The sequence below is a fragment of the Telluria sp. AIW5 genome (genome assembly GCF_056680575.1).
Genome location: NZ_CM155289.1, coordinates 775,713 through 791,680, shown reverse-complemented (window position 1 = coordinate 791,680; position 15,968 = coordinate 775,713). Strand labels below are relative to the sequence as shown.

Annotated in this window: 18 protein-coding genes; 10 read left to right on the top strand and 8 right to left on the bottom strand. The window is 66.1% G+C overall.

Annotated elements, in window-relative coordinates:
* Nucleotides 1-38: 38 nt before the first annotated feature.
* Complete coding sequence (locus AC1MEM_RS03450) at nucleotides 39-986, bottom strand: DUF808 domain-containing protein (protein WP_499475333.1); 948 nt, start codon at nucleotides 984-986, stop codon at nucleotides 39-41.
* Nucleotides 987-1,189: 203 nt separating this feature from the next.
* On the opposite strand from AC1MEM_RS03450, the gene AC1MEM_RS03445 reads away from it, so the two are divergent.
* The 9 genes from AC1MEM_RS03445 to AC1MEM_RS03405 all read left to right on the top strand — a co-directional run bounded on the left by AC1MEM_RS03445 (nucleotide 1,190) and on the right by AC1MEM_RS03405 (nucleotide 9,846).
* Entirely contained in the window at nucleotides 1,190-1,417 is a 228-nt protein-coding gene (locus AC1MEM_RS03445; RefSeq protein WP_499475331.1) for a BrnA antitoxin family protein, read from the top strand.
* 125 nt (nucleotides 1,418-1,542) lie between these two features.
* Complete coding sequence (locus tag AC1MEM_RS03440) at nucleotides 1,543-1,827, top strand: HU family DNA-binding protein (protein WP_499475329.1); 285 nt, start codon at nucleotides 1,543-1,545, stop codon at nucleotides 1,825-1,827.
* Nucleotides 1,828-1,918: 91 nt separating this feature from the next.
* Entirely contained in the window at nucleotides 1,919-2,554 is a 636-nt protein-coding gene (locus tag AC1MEM_RS03435) for a LysE family transporter (protein WP_499475327.1), read from the top strand.
* 117 nt (nucleotides 2,555-2,671) lie between these two features.
* The gene (locus tag AC1MEM_RS03430) at nucleotides 2,672-4,702 is read left to right on the top strand and encodes a DUF6600 domain-containing protein (protein ID WP_499475325.1); all 2,031 of its coding nucleotides are present in this window, start codon (nucleotides 2,672-2,674) and stop codon (nucleotides 4,700-4,702) included.
* Nucleotides 4,703-4,809: 107 nt separating this feature from the next.
* Nucleotides 4,810-5,076 (top strand): DUF493 family protein, encoded by a 267-nt coding sequence (locus tag AC1MEM_RS03425; RefSeq protein ID WP_499475323.1) that lies wholly within the window; start codon nucleotides 4,810-4,812, stop codon nucleotides 5,074-5,076.
* Nucleotides 5,077-5,170: 94 nt separating this feature from the next.
* Complete coding sequence (gene lipB, locus AC1MEM_RS03420; protein ID WP_499475321.1) at nucleotides 5,171-5,881, top strand: lipoyl(octanoyl) transferase LipB; 711 nt, start codon at nucleotides 5,171-5,173, stop codon at nucleotides 5,879-5,881.
* Between the two features lie 6 nt (nucleotides 5,882-5,887).
* Nucleotides 5,888-6,874 (top strand): lipoyl synthase, encoded by a 987-nt coding sequence (gene lipA, locus AC1MEM_RS03415; protein WP_499475319.1) that lies wholly within the window; start codon nucleotides 5,888-5,890, stop codon nucleotides 6,872-6,874.
* A 316-nt stretch (nucleotides 6,875-7,190) separates the two neighbouring features.
* Complete coding sequence (locus tag AC1MEM_RS03410) at nucleotides 7,191-9,179, top strand: helicase-related protein (protein WP_499475317.1); 1,989 nt, start codon at nucleotides 7,191-7,193, stop codon at nucleotides 9,177-9,179.
* Nucleotides 9,180-9,426: 247 nt separating this feature from the next.
* Complete coding sequence (locus AC1MEM_RS03405; RefSeq protein WP_499475315.1) at nucleotides 9,427-9,846, top strand: PaaI family thioesterase; 420 nt, start codon at nucleotides 9,427-9,429, stop codon at nucleotides 9,844-9,846.
* 113 nt (nucleotides 9,847-9,959) lie between these two features.
* On the opposite strand, the gene AC1MEM_RS03400 is transcribed toward AC1MEM_RS03405, so the two are convergent.
* The 6 genes from AC1MEM_RS03400 to AC1MEM_RS03375 all read right to left on the bottom strand — a co-directional run bounded on the left by AC1MEM_RS03400 (nucleotide 9,960) and on the right by AC1MEM_RS03375 (nucleotide 14,297).
* On the bottom strand, nucleotides 9,960-10,598 hold the full coding sequence (locus tag AC1MEM_RS03400; RefSeq protein ID WP_499475313.1) for a hypothetical protein: 639 nt from the start codon (nucleotides 10,596-10,598) through the stop codon (nucleotides 9,960-9,962).
* A gap of 195 nt (nucleotides 10,599-10,793) precedes the next feature.
* Nucleotides 10,794-11,309 carry a peroxiredoxin family protein gene (locus AC1MEM_RS03395; protein WP_499475312.1) on the bottom strand — a complete coding sequence of 172 codons (516 nt, stop codon included), beginning with the start codon at nucleotides 11,307-11,309 and terminating at the stop codon, nucleotides 10,794-10,796.
* A gap of 42 nt (nucleotides 11,310-11,351) precedes the next feature.
* Nucleotides 11,352-11,987: a BON domain-containing protein gene (locus AC1MEM_RS03390; RefSeq protein WP_499475311.1), complete on the bottom strand. Its 636-nt coding sequence runs from the start codon at nucleotides 11,985-11,987 to the stop codon at nucleotides 11,352-11,354.
* Nucleotides 11,980-12,576 (bottom strand): phosphoheptose isomerase, encoded by a 597-nt coding sequence (locus tag AC1MEM_RS03385; protein ID WP_499475310.1) that lies wholly within the window; start codon nucleotides 12,574-12,576, stop codon nucleotides 11,980-11,982. Before AC1MEM_RS03385 ends, AC1MEM_RS03390 begins: the two co-directional genes overlap by 8 nt.
* Before the next feature lie 77 nt (nucleotides 12,577-12,653).
* Nucleotides 12,654-13,013: a YraN family protein gene (locus AC1MEM_RS03380; RefSeq protein ID WP_499475309.1), complete on the bottom strand. Its 360-nt coding sequence runs from the start codon at nucleotides 13,011-13,013 to the stop codon at nucleotides 12,654-12,656.
* 15 nt (nucleotides 13,014-13,028) lie between these two features.
* Complete coding sequence (locus tag AC1MEM_RS03375; RefSeq protein ID WP_499475308.1) at nucleotides 13,029-14,297, bottom strand: penicillin-binding protein activator; 1,269 nt, start codon at nucleotides 14,295-14,297, stop codon at nucleotides 13,029-13,031.
* Between the two features lie 12 nt (nucleotides 14,298-14,309).
* On the opposite strand from AC1MEM_RS03375, the gene rsmI reads away from it, so the two are divergent.
* Nucleotides 14,310-15,212, top strand: coding sequence for a 16S rRNA (cytidine(1402)-2'-O)-methyltransferase (gene rsmI, locus AC1MEM_RS03370; protein ID WP_499475306.1), 903 nt, complete (start codon nucleotides 14,310-14,312; stop codon nucleotides 15,210-15,212).
* Between the two features lie 118 nt (nucleotides 15,213-15,330).
* Here rsmI and AC1MEM_RS03365 read toward each other — a convergent pair whose 3' ends face one another.
* Nucleotides 15,331-15,948 (bottom strand): hypothetical protein, encoded by a 618-nt coding sequence (locus tag AC1MEM_RS03365; protein WP_499475305.1) that lies wholly within the window; start codon nucleotides 15,946-15,948, stop codon nucleotides 15,331-15,333.
* Nucleotides 15,949-15,968: the final 20 nt, after the last annotated feature.

Genomic DNA, 15,968 nt, shown 5'->3' with positions numbered 1-15,968 from the left:
GGCGCGTCGTTCCGGCGCCGGCCGGCGCCATCCTCCTGCTAGTGGGCCGCGGCCGTCGCCTTCTTGCCGCGCAGCTTGTTTACGATCGTCACCGCCAGCAGCACCAGCGCGCCGACCAGTACGCCGGCCAGGGCGTCGATGACGGTCGGCGTGATCGCGTGCAGCAGGCTGCCGACGACCGGCACGTCTCCCATGCGCTCGGCGGCGGATTCGGCGAAATGGTGCAGCGGCGCCCAGTTGTGGCCGATGATGCCGCCGCCGACCATGAACATGGCGATCGTGCCGAGCACGGTCAGCAGTTTCATCAGGCGCGGCGCGGCGGCGAGCAGGAAGCGTCCCAGGCCGCGCGCGAAGGCGCCCGACTTCTTGCTTAAATACAGGCCGGCGTCGTCGATTTTCACGATGCCGGCCACCAGGCCATACACGCCGAGCGTCATCACCAGCGCGATGATCACCAGCACCGACAATTGCTGCAGGAAGGGCATCGCGGACACAGTGCCCAGCGCAATGACGATGATCTCGGCCGACAAAATGAAATCGGTGCGGATCGCGCCCTTGATTTTGTCCTTCTCGACTTCGCACAGGTCGACCTTGTCGTCGGCCAGGGCGTTGGCCAGGCGTTCCTCGTTGGCCGCGTCTTCTTCCGGGCTGTGCAGGAATTTATGGGCCAGTTTTTCAAAACCCTCGAAGCAGAGGAAGGCGCCGCCGAGCATCAGGAGCGGAACGATCAGCCAGGGAACGAAGGCCGAGATCAGCAGGGCAGCAGGCACCAGGATCGCCTTGTTCACCAGCGAGCCCTTGCACACGGCCCAGACCACCGGCAGTTCGCGCTCCGCATGCACGCCGGACACCTGCTGCGCATTGAGCGCGAGATCGTCGCCGAGCACGCCGGCCGTTTTCTTGGCCGCCACCTTGCTCATCAGCGTCACGTCGTCGAGGACGCTGGCGATGTCGTCGAGTAATGCGAGCAAACTGCCTGCAGCCATGGACCACTCCCGAAATTATCAATGTGGCAGCATCTTAACCGAGCACCGGGAAGCGCAGGCACACGGTTCAGCGCGGGAAATTGCGCTTCAGGCCCGGAAAACTGCAACTCGTCGCTTTCGCCGGACCGGCGGACTGGACATACGTATAGTCAGTATCGAAGGCTTGCGGTACGCCAGCCTCGCCTCGCCGACGGAGACCTGAGATGACACCGACCACCAGCACCAGCACCAGCACAAGCAAGACCGCCACCCCGATACGCCGCACGCGCCCGCCGAAACGCAAGACCCGCATCACGATCTACCTCGACGACGAGGTGCTCGACGAATTCCGCAACCTGTCCGAGCGTTGCGGTACCGGCTACCAGACCCTGATCAACGCCGCACTGCGCACCCGCCTGGCAGCGGCCGGCGTCGAACCGGGCCTGCTCTGACGGGCGCGCCTTGAAATGCCCGGAAAACCGGGCAGCGGCGCCACAGCGGGTTGTTGGGCAGCGAGAAAGTTACAGATGGCAAACATTTGTGCTACTCTTTCCGCTCTTTAACCCCCGGAGGCACCATGAAAAAAGGCGAACTGATCGCGGAATTTGCCAAGCGTACCGAAATGTCCGGTACCGCGGCCAACAGCGCGGTCAACACGATCCTCGAGATCATCACCGAGCGTCTGAAAAAAGGCGACACGGTCGGCATCACCGGCTTCGGCACCTTCTCGGTGACCAAGCGCGCAGCGCGCAAGGGCCGCAACCCGGCAACGGGCGAAGTCATCAAGATCGGCGCGTCGAAGACGCCACGTTTTTCGGCTGGCGCTACCCTGAAGTCGGCAGTCAACCCGCGCAAGAAGTAAACCAGACCGCCCCCTGGGCATCCGGCATGGCGCCGCCGCGCGCCATCCGGCCTCTTCCCGTTTTTCGTCTTCCCGTTTCCCGAGTTTCCCCATGCCTTTCGCCACCTGGATCGCCTTCGTCATCGCCGGCACCGTGATTGCCATTTCTCCCGGGTCCGGCGCCGTGCTGTCGATGTCGCACGGCCTCGCCTATGGCGTCAAAAAGGCCAGCGCCACCGTGCTCGGCCTGCAATGCGGCCTGATCCTGGTGCTGGCGATCGCCGGCGCCGGCGTCGGCTCCCTGCTGCTCGCCTCGCCCACCGCGTTTTTCGTCGTGAAAGTGGTCGGCGCGCTCTACCTGATTTATCTGGGCGTCTCGCAGTGGCGCTCGAAGGACGCGTCCGGTCCGCTGGCCAGCAGCGCCGGCCTCGCCGCCCACCCGCCTTTCGGCAAGCGCGTGCTGACCGGCTTCCTGACGAATGCCACCAATCCGAAGGGCATCATCTTCATGGTCGCGGTGCTGCCGCAATTCATTTCGAAAGATGCCCCGCTGCTGCCGCAACTGTTCATTTTGGGCGTCACGATGGTCACCATCGACAGCCTCGTCATGCACGGCTATGCGTCGCTGGCCTCCTCGATGCAGAGACTGTTCCGCGATCCGCGCGCGATGCGTATCCAGAACCGCTTTTTTGGCGCGGTGCTGGTGGTGGTCGGTTCGATGCTGTTTTTTGTAAAGCGCAGCGCCTGAAGTGACGCTGTGTTTCGGTTGTGCAGCATTTGCAACCGTCTGTAATTCCGATTGGCGTGGCCTCCCCGCTTGCGGTGTAATCAGGTCGACGCATTCCGTTCCCACCGCCAGGAGTCCATGATGACCTTCCGTTTATTGAAGTCCGCAACGCTGCTGGCGCTGGCGGTCTGTTCCACCCTGGCGCTGGCGGACGACGATCCCCCGGCGCGCGTCGGCCGCGTCGCCCTGACGCAAGGGCAAGTCAGCATCAGCAGCGCCGGCGATGCCGCCAATACCGCGCTGGTGAACTGGCCGGTCACCTCGAACCAGACCATCTCCACCGCGCCCGGCGCGCGCACCGAACTGCGGATCGGCTCGACCGCGATCCGCCTCGACGGCGACAGCGCGCTGGAAGTCGTGCAGCTCGACGACGACAAGCTGCGCCTGCGCCTTCACTACGGCAGCGCCAGCGTGCGCGTCGTCAGCGCGGAAGTGGCGGGCGGTTTCGAGATCACCACGCCGCAGGCGCGCGTGCTGCTCCAGCAGCCGGGACGTGTGCGGGTCGACGCCGAGCGGGTGCGCGACACCAGCAGCATCCGCGTGTTCGACGGCGTCGCCGTGGTCGAAGGCGGCGGCGAAAGGCTCACCGTGCGCAGCGGACGCAGCGCCGAGATTCAGGGCATTGAACTACGCATGACGCAGGCGACGCGCGATGCCTTCGACGACTGGGCGCTGGTGCGCGACCGCGCCACCGACGCCGTGCGCGCCACCCGCTACGTGCCGGACGAGGTGACCGGCTATGAAGACCTCGACCGCTACGGCAGCTGGCGCGAAGACAGCGAATACGGCAGCGTGTGGTTGCCCGCGGTCGCCTCGAGCTGGGTGCCCTACCGCGACGGCCGCTGGACCTGGATCGCCCCCTGGGGCTGGACCTGGGTCGACAACGCGCCCTGGGGCTATGCACCCTTCCACTATGGCCGCTGGGTCCAGCTGGGCAACCGCTGGGCCTGGGCGCCGGGACGGCTGGAGCGCCACCCGGTCTGGGCGCCGGCCCTGGTCGGCTGGGTCGGCGGCGCCGGCTGGAGCATCAATGCCGGCTCGTCGGTGGCGCAGGGCTGGTATCCATTGTCGCCCTACGACCGCTTCGTGCCCGGCTACCGCGTGTCGGACAATCATTTAAGGCGCCTGAACGCGCACGATGGCCGCCATGACGGCAGGCGCGATGGCAGGCATGACGGCCGCCATGACGGCACGCCGGATTACCGCCAGCGCGGCCTGACCGTGGTGCCGCAGGACCGCTTCGGCCAGCGCGGCGAAGTCGTGGTCACGCACGACCCGCGGCTAAAACCGCCGGCGAACTGGCAGGGCGCGCCCGCGGCCCAGCCGCCGGTGCCACGTAGCTGGCGCGAGCGTAGCCAGGGCGACCAGCGCCGCGCCGACGGCGGCAATTGGGAACGGCGCGACCGGGATGGCGATGGCCGCCCGGACGGCAGGCGCGATAATGACGGTTCCCCCCGCGATGGCTCCCCCCGGGATGCCTGGCGCCGCGATGGCCGCCAGGCAGGACGCGATGAGCGCCCTGCCGCGCCGGCACCCGCCGCGCAGGCGCAGCCGGCAACGGTGACGACGGCGCCGCCCGTGGTGCAGGCTCCGCCCCAGGCCGGCTTCGTGCGCCAGCCCGGCGTGATCACGACCGCGCCGGCGCCGGCGCCGAACGCGCAGCGCGACTGGCGTGGACGCGACGGCCGCGAGGGCCGCGAGGGTCGCGAAGCCTTCGAGGAGGGCCGGCGCCAGCGTGGGTTCCAGCAACGCCGCGACGCGGCGCAGGCGCAACCGCAACCGCAGCCGCAACCGCAGCCGCAGCCAGCGGCGCAACCGTTCGAACACCGTGGCGCGATGGCGGGAGCGGTCGAAGCTGCTGCCGCGCGGGCGCACGCTCAAGCCCTGGCACAGGCGCAAGCCCAGGCCCAGGCCCAGGCTCAAGCACAGGCTCAAGCGCAAGCCCAGATGGCGCGGCCAAACGTCACGGCAGTCGCGCCGCCGCCGCAACGCGCCATGCCGACCCCCGCCCCCGCGGCGGCCGCCCCCCAGCCCGCCGCGCAGCCGGCGCCGCACCGTGACAATCCGCACCACCGCGAGCGGAGCGGGGAACGCCAGATGGAGCGTTGACGGGGGGGCGGTGCTCCAGCACAAGGGGGCACCGTCGCGGTCTTTGCTGCCGCCACTCACGCCGCGGGCGCGCATTAGCTACAATGGCGTTTTGCACAGGAGCCATCATGGACCCCAAAGAATCCCTCATTGAATACCCGAGCGACTTCCCGATCAAGGTGATGGGCCCGACGCACGAGGCCTTCTCCACCACGATCGTCGAGGTGGTCACCGGCTTCGACCCGACCTTCCACCATGGCCGCATGGAAGTGCGTCCTTCCGGCCAGGGCAACTACACGGGCCTGACCTGCACCGTGCGCGCCACCAGCCGCGCCCAGCTCGACGACCTGTACCGCGCGCTGTCGGCTCACCCGATGGTCAAGATCGTCATGTAATGCTTTTTCCGGCCGGCAAAGGCTGGGGGCGGCCGGGCAAGGCCGTCGGCACTGGCATATAATGACGGGGCTGTCCACCTTCCGACCGGATCCCATGCACCCCACCCGCCCCGCCAGTCCGCTCATCCGCGACCTGGGCCGCGCCGACTACGAACCCGTGTTTGCCGCGATGCGCGCGTTTACCGACGCCCGCACGCCCGACACGCCGGACGAACTCTGGATCGTCGAGCATCCGCCCGTCTTCACGCTCGGCCTGGGTGCCGACCGCGGCCACGTGCTGGCCGGCCCCGGCGTGCCGGCCCACGCCATTCCCGTGGTGCAGACCGACCGCGGCGGAGAAGTGACCTATCATGGTCCCGGCCAGGTCGTCATTTACCTGCTGATGGATTTACGACGCAACAAACCGGGCGGCAAGCTGTATGCCCGGCAGTTTGTGGAAAAAATCGAACAGGCGGTCATCGACGTGCTGGCGGCGTATAATCTCGGCGGTGAACGCGTTGCCGGCGCGCCCGGCATTTATATTGCTGACGGCCCGCGCCGCGGCGCGAAGATTGCCGCGCTTGGATTGAAAGTGCGCGGCAATGGCTGCACTTATCACGGGGTCTCGCTGAACGTGGCGATGGATTTATCTCCGTTTTCGTGGATTAACCCCTGCGGCTATGCCGGCCTCTCCACCGTCGACATGCGCACCATGGGCGTCGAGGCGCCGCTGCCGGACGTGCAGGACGCATTGGCGCAAGCCCTCGTGCGCCACCTGGCCTCGACCTCCGAACCGAACAAACCAACTGAAGCCCGCCTGGGCTAGAGCGACATGACTACCGACACCGATACCGGTCTGAATCCCGCCTACAACGCCACCGACAAGCAAAAGGGTGCCAATAAAACTTCGCGCATCCCGATCAAGATCGTGCCGATCGCCGATGGCGAGCGCCTGAAAAAGCCGGACTGGATCCGCGTGAAAGCAGCCACTGCTTCCTCGCGCTTCTACGAGATCAAGGACATCCTGCGCGCGAACAACCTGGTCACCGTGTGCGAAGAAGCGAGCTGCCCGAACATCGGCGAATGCTTCGGCAAGGGCACCGCGACCTTCATGATCATGGGCGACAAGTGCACGCGCCGCTGCCCGTTCTGCGACGTCGGCCACGGCCGCCCGGACCCGCTCGACGTCAACGAGCCGGGCAACCTGGCCAAGACCATCTCCGACCTGCGCCTGTCGTATGTCGTGATCACCTCGGTTGACCGCGACGACCTGAGGGACGGCGGCGCCGGCCACTTCGTCGACTGCATCAGCAAGACGCGCGCCCTGTCGCCGAACACCAAGATCGAAGTGCTGGTGCCCGACTTCCGCGGCCGCCTGGCCAAGGCGCTGGCGATCTTCGCCGACGGCTTGCCGGACGTGATGAACCACAACCTGGAAACCGTGCCGCGCCTGTACAAGGAAGCCCGTCCGGGCGCCGACTACAAGCACTCGCTGGAACTCCTGCGCGATTTTAAAGCGCTGTATCCGAACGCGGTCACGAAGTCCGGCATCATGGTCGGCCTCGGCGAAACCGATGAAGAGATCCTGCAGGTGATGCGCGACATGCGCGAGCACAACGTCGAGATGCTGACCATCGGCCAGTACCTGGCGCCGTCGAACTCGCACCTGCCGGTGCGCCGCTACGTGCACCCGGACCAGTTCAAAAAATTCGAGGAAGCCGCCTACGAGATGGGTTTTGTCCACGCGGCGGTCGGCGCGATGGTGCGTTCCTCGTACCACGCGGACCAGCAGGCGCACAACGCGGGCGTGGCGGCGTAAGCGCCCAAGCCCGTCGGCGCAAACAGGAACGGCCTCCGCGGAGGCAAATGCCGTTCAGTGAAGAAGGCCGCTTCGATTCACATCGGAGCGGCCTTTGTTCTTGAGGCCGACGCGCGGGCATGCCTGCCCTACCTTACACAGCGGTCTCGAGCAACAATGACGACGCTGGCGCACCGTAGGGCGGGCATGCCCGCGTGGAACGGCGCCCCAGTGCCGGCCGTATGTCGACCGTGCGGTATCCAGTGAGCCGCACTGGAACAGGGCGCGTTTGCCATCCGCGCTATAGTGATGGCAACCAGACATCATCTTCACACACATGAGCCATCCACGCTACGACGCTTCCGACAACGATACGGGCGACGAGGACGCTTTCCTCGAACGCGAACTGGGCCTCGCCGAGCGCGGCATCGAACTCGTGAAAATGGAAGGGCGGGTCTTCCTGCGCTTTTCCGGAGAAGTGCGCTACGAGGGCCTGCGCGTGCCCTACGCGCTGGTGCCGACGCGCGGCGTGCTGGCCAAGCCGAGCAAATGGCGCAAGCTGGACCTGATCGCGCGCCGTGAACTGATCGAGGAGCGCACCGGCGACAAGGCCCTGGCCGAACTGCAGCTCGATGCCGAGGAGTTCGTGCGCGACATCGCCGAGCAGGCCGACGACGCCGGCTTCGATCCGCGCGCCTTCCTCGGCGTGCTGGATGAGCTGGAAACCTCGGAGCCGGCCGACTACGTGTTCGAGCGCATCCGCCAGCGCGTCGAGCACGCGATCGAGCGCGACCAGGAAGAGCGGCATGCCGCGCGCACCAAGGAAAGCATCAACCTCGCCGAATACCCGGAATCCTTCGAGGTGGCCAGCCGCATGCAGAGAAAGTTTATCGCGCTGCTCGGCCCCACGAATTCCGGTAAAACCCACCGCGCGATGGAAGCGCTGGCGAAAGCGGGCAGCGGCGCTTATCTCGCCCCGCTGCGTTTGCTGGCGCTGGAAAACTACGAACGCCTGCAGGCGGCGCGCCCCCTTGGCGAGCCGATCAAAGTGAGCCTGATCACGGGCGAGGAACGGCGCATCGCCGAAGGCAGCACCCACGTGGCCAGCACCGTCGAGATGCTGGACAGCCGAACGCCGATCGAGGTCGCCGTGATCGACGAGATCCAGATGCTGGCCGACCGCGACCGCGGCGCCGCCTGGACCGCCGCCGTCTGCGGCGCGCCGGCGTCCACCGTGTACCTGGTCGGCGCGCCCGAAGCGCGGCGCGCGATCGAGGCGCTGGCCGAGCGCCTGGAAGTGCCGCTCGAGGTGCACATATTAAAGCGCATGGCGCCGCTGGCGATGGAGCCGGGGCCGGTGCGCAAACTGTCGAACCTGCGCCGTGGCGACGCCGTCATCGCCTTTTCCCGGCGGGACGTGCTGATGTGGCGCGACATGATCACCGAGAAGGGTTTATCGGTGGCGACCGTCTACGGCAACCTGTCGCCGGAAGTGCGCCGCGCCCAGGCCGAACGTTTCAGGGAAGGGCAGGCCGACATCGTGGTCGGCACCGATGCGCTGGCCATGGGCCTGAACATGCCGATCGCGCGCATCGTGATGACGACCGCCGTCAAATACAACGGGGTCGAGGAGGAAGAGATCTCGGCGGCGCTGGCCAAGCAGATCGCCGGCCGCGCGGGCCGCTTCGGCGTGCACGAAGAAGGTTTTGTGGCCGGCTATGACGACGACACGCACGAAGTCATGCGCGCCCTGATGAAAGAGAAAATCCCGCCGGTGCCGGCCAGCGGCTTTGCCGTGGCTCCCTCGCTCGAACAATTGCACCGAATCTCGTCGGTGACGGGAGAAACGTCGCTGGTAAAACTGCTGCGCCGCTTCGTGCACAACATCGACGTGCCGGACGGCTTTTTCTATCCGCGCATCACGGAAGACCAGAACGAACGCGCCGAGTGGCTCGACACCCTCGACTTGTCGGTGGCCGAAAAATTCATGCTCTCTCTGGTGCCGATTTCGAGCCGGGTGCCGATGCTGCAAAGCGCCTGGGAACACTGGGCCCTGTCGCTGGCAAAGAAGAAGATTTCGCGCCTCACGCCGCATCCGGACGGGCTGCAGTGGAAAAACCTGCAGGAAGTGGAAGACACCTGCCGCATGTATTCGGCTTACGCCTGGCTCGGGTATCGGGCGCCGGATTTCTTCCCCAGCATCGAGGAAGCCCAGCAACTGGCGCGCGAGGCGTCGGAGCGGGTCGATTCGTTGCTGCAGCAGCAGAATGCGGCCACGCGCAAGCGGCAGGGTGGGAGTACCACAAAACCGAAGCGCAGGGCGTAGGGTGGGCGCTCCGTGCCCACGCGGAACTTTGCACGGTGTTGCCCATGTTTGGATGCTGTGGTGCGCTATTCGATACCCGTCGGAATGATGACTCCGCGGCCTTAATTCCGCAAACACATTGCCGCCTTCCCGTGGGCACGAGTGCCCACGCTACGACCGTCGGCCGAGCCGCAGTGGTTATTGGCGGTAGCCGGCAACCGTTGGGCGCCCGGTGTACGATACCCAATCCACAACGAATAAACCGAAGATGAGTAACCAACACACCCTGGAAAGTTTCAACGAGCGCGGCATCGGCAAGCTGCCCGGCTACCTCGGCATCGAGATCGTCGAACTCGGCCACCAGACCCTCACCGCGCAATTGCCGATCAAGCCGCATCACCTGGCGCCGAACGGCTACCTGCACGCGGGCGGCGTGGTGACCCTGGCCGACACTGCGGCCGGCTATGCCTGCGTTGCCAACCTGCCCGAAGGCGCGCAGAGTTTTACGACGATCGAACTGAAATCGAACCATTTCAGCACCGCGCGCGAAGGAGCGATCGTGGCGGTGGCGAGCGTCGTGCACATGGGACGCACGACCCAGGTGTGGGATGTAAAAGTGACGGACAAGGCCAACGGCAAGACGATTGCCCTGTTCCGCTGCACGCAAATGATCCTGTACCCCAAGTGAGCTGAACGCTTGGAGCGTGTGAAAAAATCGTCAGGGCAAGGCGCGTCGTCGAAGACAGTACGAGGGTACGGCGAGACGATGCAACGCTGCCATGGCGATTTTTTCACACGCTCTTAGGGTGGTGGCACGCAGGCTGCCGCTACGCCCGCCGCGGTCCCGCCGACGGCATGCAGGTCCGACGGCGATTTGCCGTTGCCGACCAGGATAGCCGGCTGGCCTTGATAGGTGAGCGTCAATTGCTCGCCCGTGTAGTTGGCAAGCGCCTTCGGCACGAAGATGGCGAAGCGGTAGTTCAGGTCGGGATAGAAGCCGCTGTGAAAAATCTGCTCGGGCGGTCCTTCCTGGATTTCGGCGGCGATGGCGTCGAGGATCGGCATGGTGTCGCCTCCATTGTTCAGGTCGACCTGGCCCTGGTAGCGCAGGGAATAGGGCGGCAGGCCGCCGAACTCTTTCCCTTCGTGGCTGACGCGAAAATTATTCACGCTGTAGTGAAAACCGCGCTGCGCGCGTTCGTTGACGTCGATATTGCACAGCACGAAGATGGCCCAGAAACCCTGCGAATCGACGGGCGACAGATAACCGACGCGGTACAGCGCCGCCGACAGCGGAATCGGATTCGTGAAACGGATTTCGTGGGCGTTCGCGACATGCTGGTAATGCAGCACCGCAACCGCCTGCGGCCGCGGCCCGGCGCAGGCGGCCAGCGCGAGCAGCGCGGCGACTATGCCCATCCGACGAAATAGATGACCCATCGCATCTCCTTTGCGCGCATGGCCTTGTCCTGGTGGCCAGCGAATGCATCAAGCTTGGCCCGTTCCGGCGACGCGGACTTGAGCTAAGTCAGGCGTGCTGTAGCATTCGTGCCGCTCGCCGGAGGCTGCCATGCCTGCAAGCCAGTGTAATGACAGACCGCCAGCGCGGCAAGGCGAGTACGGCTGCAAACAGGCCTAACCGGCGGTCAGCGCCTTTTGCAGCAGGGCGTGCAGGGATGCAAAATCGGGTTCGCCGACATAGCGCTTGAGGATGCTGCCATCCTTGCCGATGACGAAGGTGGTGGGGGTCATGGTCACGTCGCCAAAGGACTTGGCGATATCCCCGCCCGAGTCGAGGGCGACGATGAAGGGAAGTTTGCGCGTCTCGGTGAAATTGACGACGTAGTTCGGCGGGTCGTATTGCATGGCCACGGCGACGAATTCCAGGCCTTGCCCCTTGAACTTGTTATAGGTGTCGACCATGGCCGGCATCTCGTGGACGCAGGTCGTGCACGAGGTTGCCCAAAAATTGACCATCACGACCTTGCCGCGCAGGTTCGCCGTACTGACCTTGTCGCCGGCGATGCTGATGAAGGTGACGTCGGGCGCCTTTTCGCCATGCGCCAGGGTCGTGTAGCCGATACCCGCCAGCGCGAGCACGAGGGCGCCGATGGCGGCGGGTTTGATCCAGGAACGGCGAGGTGCGGTCATGGCGCAGGCAAAAGGAACAGCGGGACCGGGGCCCCGCCGGGATTACAGGGCGACCGACGAGGTCTTCGGATACTGCGCGCGCAGTTCTTCTTCGCTGAGGTACTCGAAGATCTTGACCACTTTTTGCACGCCCGAGACGCTCTTGGCGATGTTCGCGGCGAGATCGCCTTCGCGCTGGGTCACGCGGCCCATCAGGTAGACGGTGCCGCGCTCGGTGACGACCTTGAACGAGGTGGCCGAGATCGTTTTCATTTCGACCAGGCTGCCCTTGACGTTGCCGGTGATGATGGCGTCCGACGAGCGCGAGGTATAGCTCGACGGCCCGGAGACGACCAGTTCGTTGATGACGGTAACGACATTCTCGATGCCGCGCACTTCACGCTCGACTGCCGCCTTCATCGCTTCGTCGCGCACTTCGCCGGTCAGCAGCACCTTGCGGTTATAGCTGGCGATGTTCACGTGGCCGGCGTCGCCGACCAGCTTCGGCACCTGCACCTCGGCCTTCACGGTGATCGACTTGTCCTCGGTCTGCGCGCCCAGGGTGCGGCGGTCCATGCTGGCGGCCGCACCCATCGCGGCGCCGCCGATGACCAGCGGTACGCAGCCCTGCAGCGAGCCGATCAGGGCTGCACACAGGACGGCTTTTGCCAGGGAACCGTTCAGGCCGGGTTTATTCATTCTCGTCTCCTCCGAAAAGCGCGACGTCGATGCCGTCGCAAATAGCGTGAATCGCCACCAGGTGGACTTCCTGGATGCGCGCGGTACGGTTGTGCGGCACGTTGATGTGGACGTCGGCGTCGGTCAGCAATTTCGCCAGCGCGCCGCCGTCCTTGCCGGTGAAGGCGACCACGCGCATTTCGCGCTCGAGCGCGGCTTCGACGGCGGCCAGCACGTTGGCCGAATTGCCGGAGGTCGAGATCGCCAGCAGGACGTCGCCGGCCTGGCCGAAGGCTTGCACCTGCTTCGAGAAGATCTCGCGGTAGCTGTAATCGTTGGCGACGGCGGTCAGGATCGAGGTGTCGGTGGTCAGCGAAATGGCGGGCAGCGGAAAGCGCTCGCGCTCGAAGCGGCCCACCAGTTCGGCGGCGAAGTGCTGGCAGTCGGCGGCCGAACCGCCGTTACCGCAGGCCAGGATCTTGTTGCCGTTGGACAGGGCGGCGAACATCAGTTCGATCGCCTGCGAGATGGGGAGCGAAAGAGCCGCGGCCGACTGCAATTTCAGGTCGGCGCTCTCCTGGAAGTGAGCGAGGATGCGTTGAGTATTCATAGCCGACGATTATAGTGTAGTAGGGAGTCCGGGCGGCAAAGCAATGTAAAGTTTGCTTACAACTGCCAGGGTGCTTGTCACGCTTGAATTGCGTCGCGTAGCCACTCGAGCTGGTCGCCATCGATGGCGACGACGTCGAAACGGCATGGCGGCACAGTGGGCAGGCGCTGCAGGTAGACCTGGGCGGCGCGGATCAGCCTGCGGATTTTAGTCGGGGTGATGCTGGCGGCGGCCCCGCCATGCCGCTTGTCGGCGCGCTGGCGCACTTCGACGAACACGAGCGACTCGCCGTCGCGCATGATCAGGTCGATTTCCCCGCCTTTACACGTGAAATTGGCTTCGACCAGGACCAGGCCGTGGCGGCGCAGGTAGCGCAGGGCCGTTTGCTCCCAGTCGCGGCCTTGCGCCTGCTTCTCCGACAGGCCCGATGTGCCCATCTCACTTGTTCCATCTCATTTATTGGCCACCGCTTCGTAACCGACGCCGTCGCGGTAGACGGCGGCCGCTTCATCGCGCCGCAGCGACCAGGCGCCATTGTTCCGGCGTACCGACAGGCGCCCGGTCACGCCATCGATCTCGAAGTCCGATCCCGGCTGCTGGACGAGCGTGCGCGCTACCTGGAAGGCATCGATGCCGAGCGCATACAGGCGCTGCATGTCGAGCGAATCGCTGTCGACCGGACGCGGGTACATCATCACCGCCGGGTGGTCCGGCTGGATGGTCCAGGGCAGGTCGACCAGGCGCACGCCATCGAGTTCCGGCACCGACAGGCCAGGCGAGCGGCCCGGATTGGCCGCCGAAAGCGCATAGGTGGGCAGCGAGGTGCCGAGCGAACTGCGCACCTGGCGCAGGGTGCCGGCGTCGAGCGCGGCGAAGACCAGTTCGGGACGGTCGATCGCGAGGCGCGAGCGCAGCTCGGACAGGGCGTTCGCATCGACATACCCGTCGTTGATCGGCAGTTCGACACTGGCGTTGTTGTGGCCCAGCCGTGTCCAGCGCGCCGCAAACGCGCCGGCGGCGCGCTGCTGCCAGGCGACTTTGCTGTTCAGCACCAGTGCGCGGCCGGTCGGATGTTCCTGTGCGGCCCACTCGGCCACTTGCCGCGCTTCTTCTTCCAGCGACAAGCCGAGCACCAGCACCTGCGGCGGCAGCGGGCCGGCGGTCTGCGGATGGTTCAGGACAATCGTCGGCCTGGTGACGGCATTGCCGGTGACGAGCGCCGCCACGCTCGAGCGCGCCAGCGGGCCGACGATGATGTCGTTCCGTTCGGCCGCGCGGGCATAGGCTTGCAGCGTGGATTCGGGAGATTCGCCGCTCGGGATGACATTGACTTCGATGCCGGCGCCGTCGCGTTCCTGGCCGGCCATGAAGCCTGCGCGCACGGCCTCGGCGGCCTGGCCAAGGCCGGGCGACTGCAGCGGCAGCAGCAGGGCGATGCGCGCCGTGCCGCCCGCGGGCTGGGCCTGCGACTGCGGCGCGCCCGTTCCCGGATACATTTCCACCGGCGAGGTACGCGTTTCAGAAGCGGGCCGTTCCTGCGGCGGCGGCGGCGGCGCAGGCGGGAGCGCACTTGTGTTTGGTTCGATGGGCGCGCACAATCCGCCCGGTACGCCGCAACCCCGATCGGGCGGCAAGGGCGTGCTTCCGCAACCGGCAACCAGCCCAGCAATCGCGCCGGCAACGGCGGTGGCAATGACGCCTTTCAGACTTTTAATGAGCATCCTATCCTCAACATGACCGACAACCAGTCCATCGATATCGCCCAGCTCCCCGTGATGGCCGAGGCAGCTCAACAGTCTTATCCTACAGCAACATTGTACGTGGTGGCCACACCCATTGGAAACGCCACCGACATCACGCTGCGCGCGCTGCACCTGCTGGCGCTGGCCGACGTGGTCGCCTGTGAGGATACGCGGAAAACCGGTGCCCTGCTCACCCGTTACGGCTTGAACAAGCAGATGGTCGCCGCGCACCAGCACAATGAGCGCGAAGCGGCCGATAAACTGGTCGCGCGCCTGCGCGCCGGCGAGCGCGTGGCCCTGGTGTCGGACGCCGGTACGCCGGCCGTGTCCGACCCGGGCGCACGCATCGTCGACGCCGTGCGTGCCGCGGGCCTGCGCGTGATCCCGCTGCCGGGCGCCTCGGCCTCGGTGACGGCGCTGTCCGCTTCCGGCCTGGTCAACGACCGTTTCAACTTTGTCGGCTTCTTGCCGGCGAAATCGAAGCAGCGCGAAGCGGCATTGCTGGAACTGGCGCGCGAACCGGCGACCCTCGTCATTTATGAGGCGCCGCACCGGATCGTCGATTGCGTGGAGGGCTTGATGAGCGTGTTCGAGCCGACGCGCCAGGTCGTCTTTGCGCGCGAGCTGACGAAATTGTTCGAGGAAATCCACCGCTGCCCATTAGGCGAGGCGCTGGCCTGGGTCAAGTCGGACCAGCACCGCGAGCGCGGCGAATTCGTCGTGCTGGTCGAAGGCGCGACGGTCGAGACCGACGCGCAGGATGTGGAGGCCGAGCGGATTTTGAACATTCTGCTGGCCGAATGCAGCGTCAAGCAGGCGGCGAACCTGACGGCGCAGATTACCGGGCGCAAGAAGAATGCGCTGTATGAGCGGGCGCTGCAGATCAAGGGGTAGGATGGGCATGCCCACGCGGTGATACGCGTCGGCTCCGATTTCGGGCTCGCTGATCTTGCGGCTGATTATCCGCGTGGGCGTGCACACCCTACGGTGCACTACCGGCCCTGGCCGTTTACTACCACTTGCACCCACTATCCTTCTTGTCCGCCAGGATCAGCAGCGGTCCCAATAAGCCGCCCGGCAAGCCATCCTTGCAATCCCTCCGCTTCGCCGCCCCGATCGCCCGCGCGGCGCGGGTTTCGGTCTCGAGCGGTTTGTCGGGAAACTGGCCGACCGCCGTGCCTTCCTTCGACGGATCGCGCATGTTCGCCAGCGAACGCGCCATCTTGCGCGCGGCCTCGGGGTCGAAGCGCGGCGTGTCCGGTTCCGGCGCGGGTTCCTGCGCCTGCTGCACGGTAAATGGCTCCGGCTGATTCTGCACACGGGCCGGATCGACCGCGATCACGGCGTGCGGCGGGCGTTGCTGCGTGCGGCGCACCGGGCGCGGGGTGCGCGTGACTGGCGGCGCCGGCGCTTCCTCGACGCGTGGCGCGGGCGGCGGCGGAGGCGGGCGCAGGCGCACGGCGAGCGGGCGCGGCGGCTGCGCGCTGGCGCGCTGCGGCTCGCTGCGCTGCAAGCTCAATACCAGCGCATGCACGAGCAGCGAGAGCGCGATCGCGGCCGCGATGCGCCGGCTGGTCCCGTCTGCCCCGGCCTCGACAGCAAGGCCGCCCACTGCTGCCAGTCTCTCCATTCACGATCCCGATGCACGAA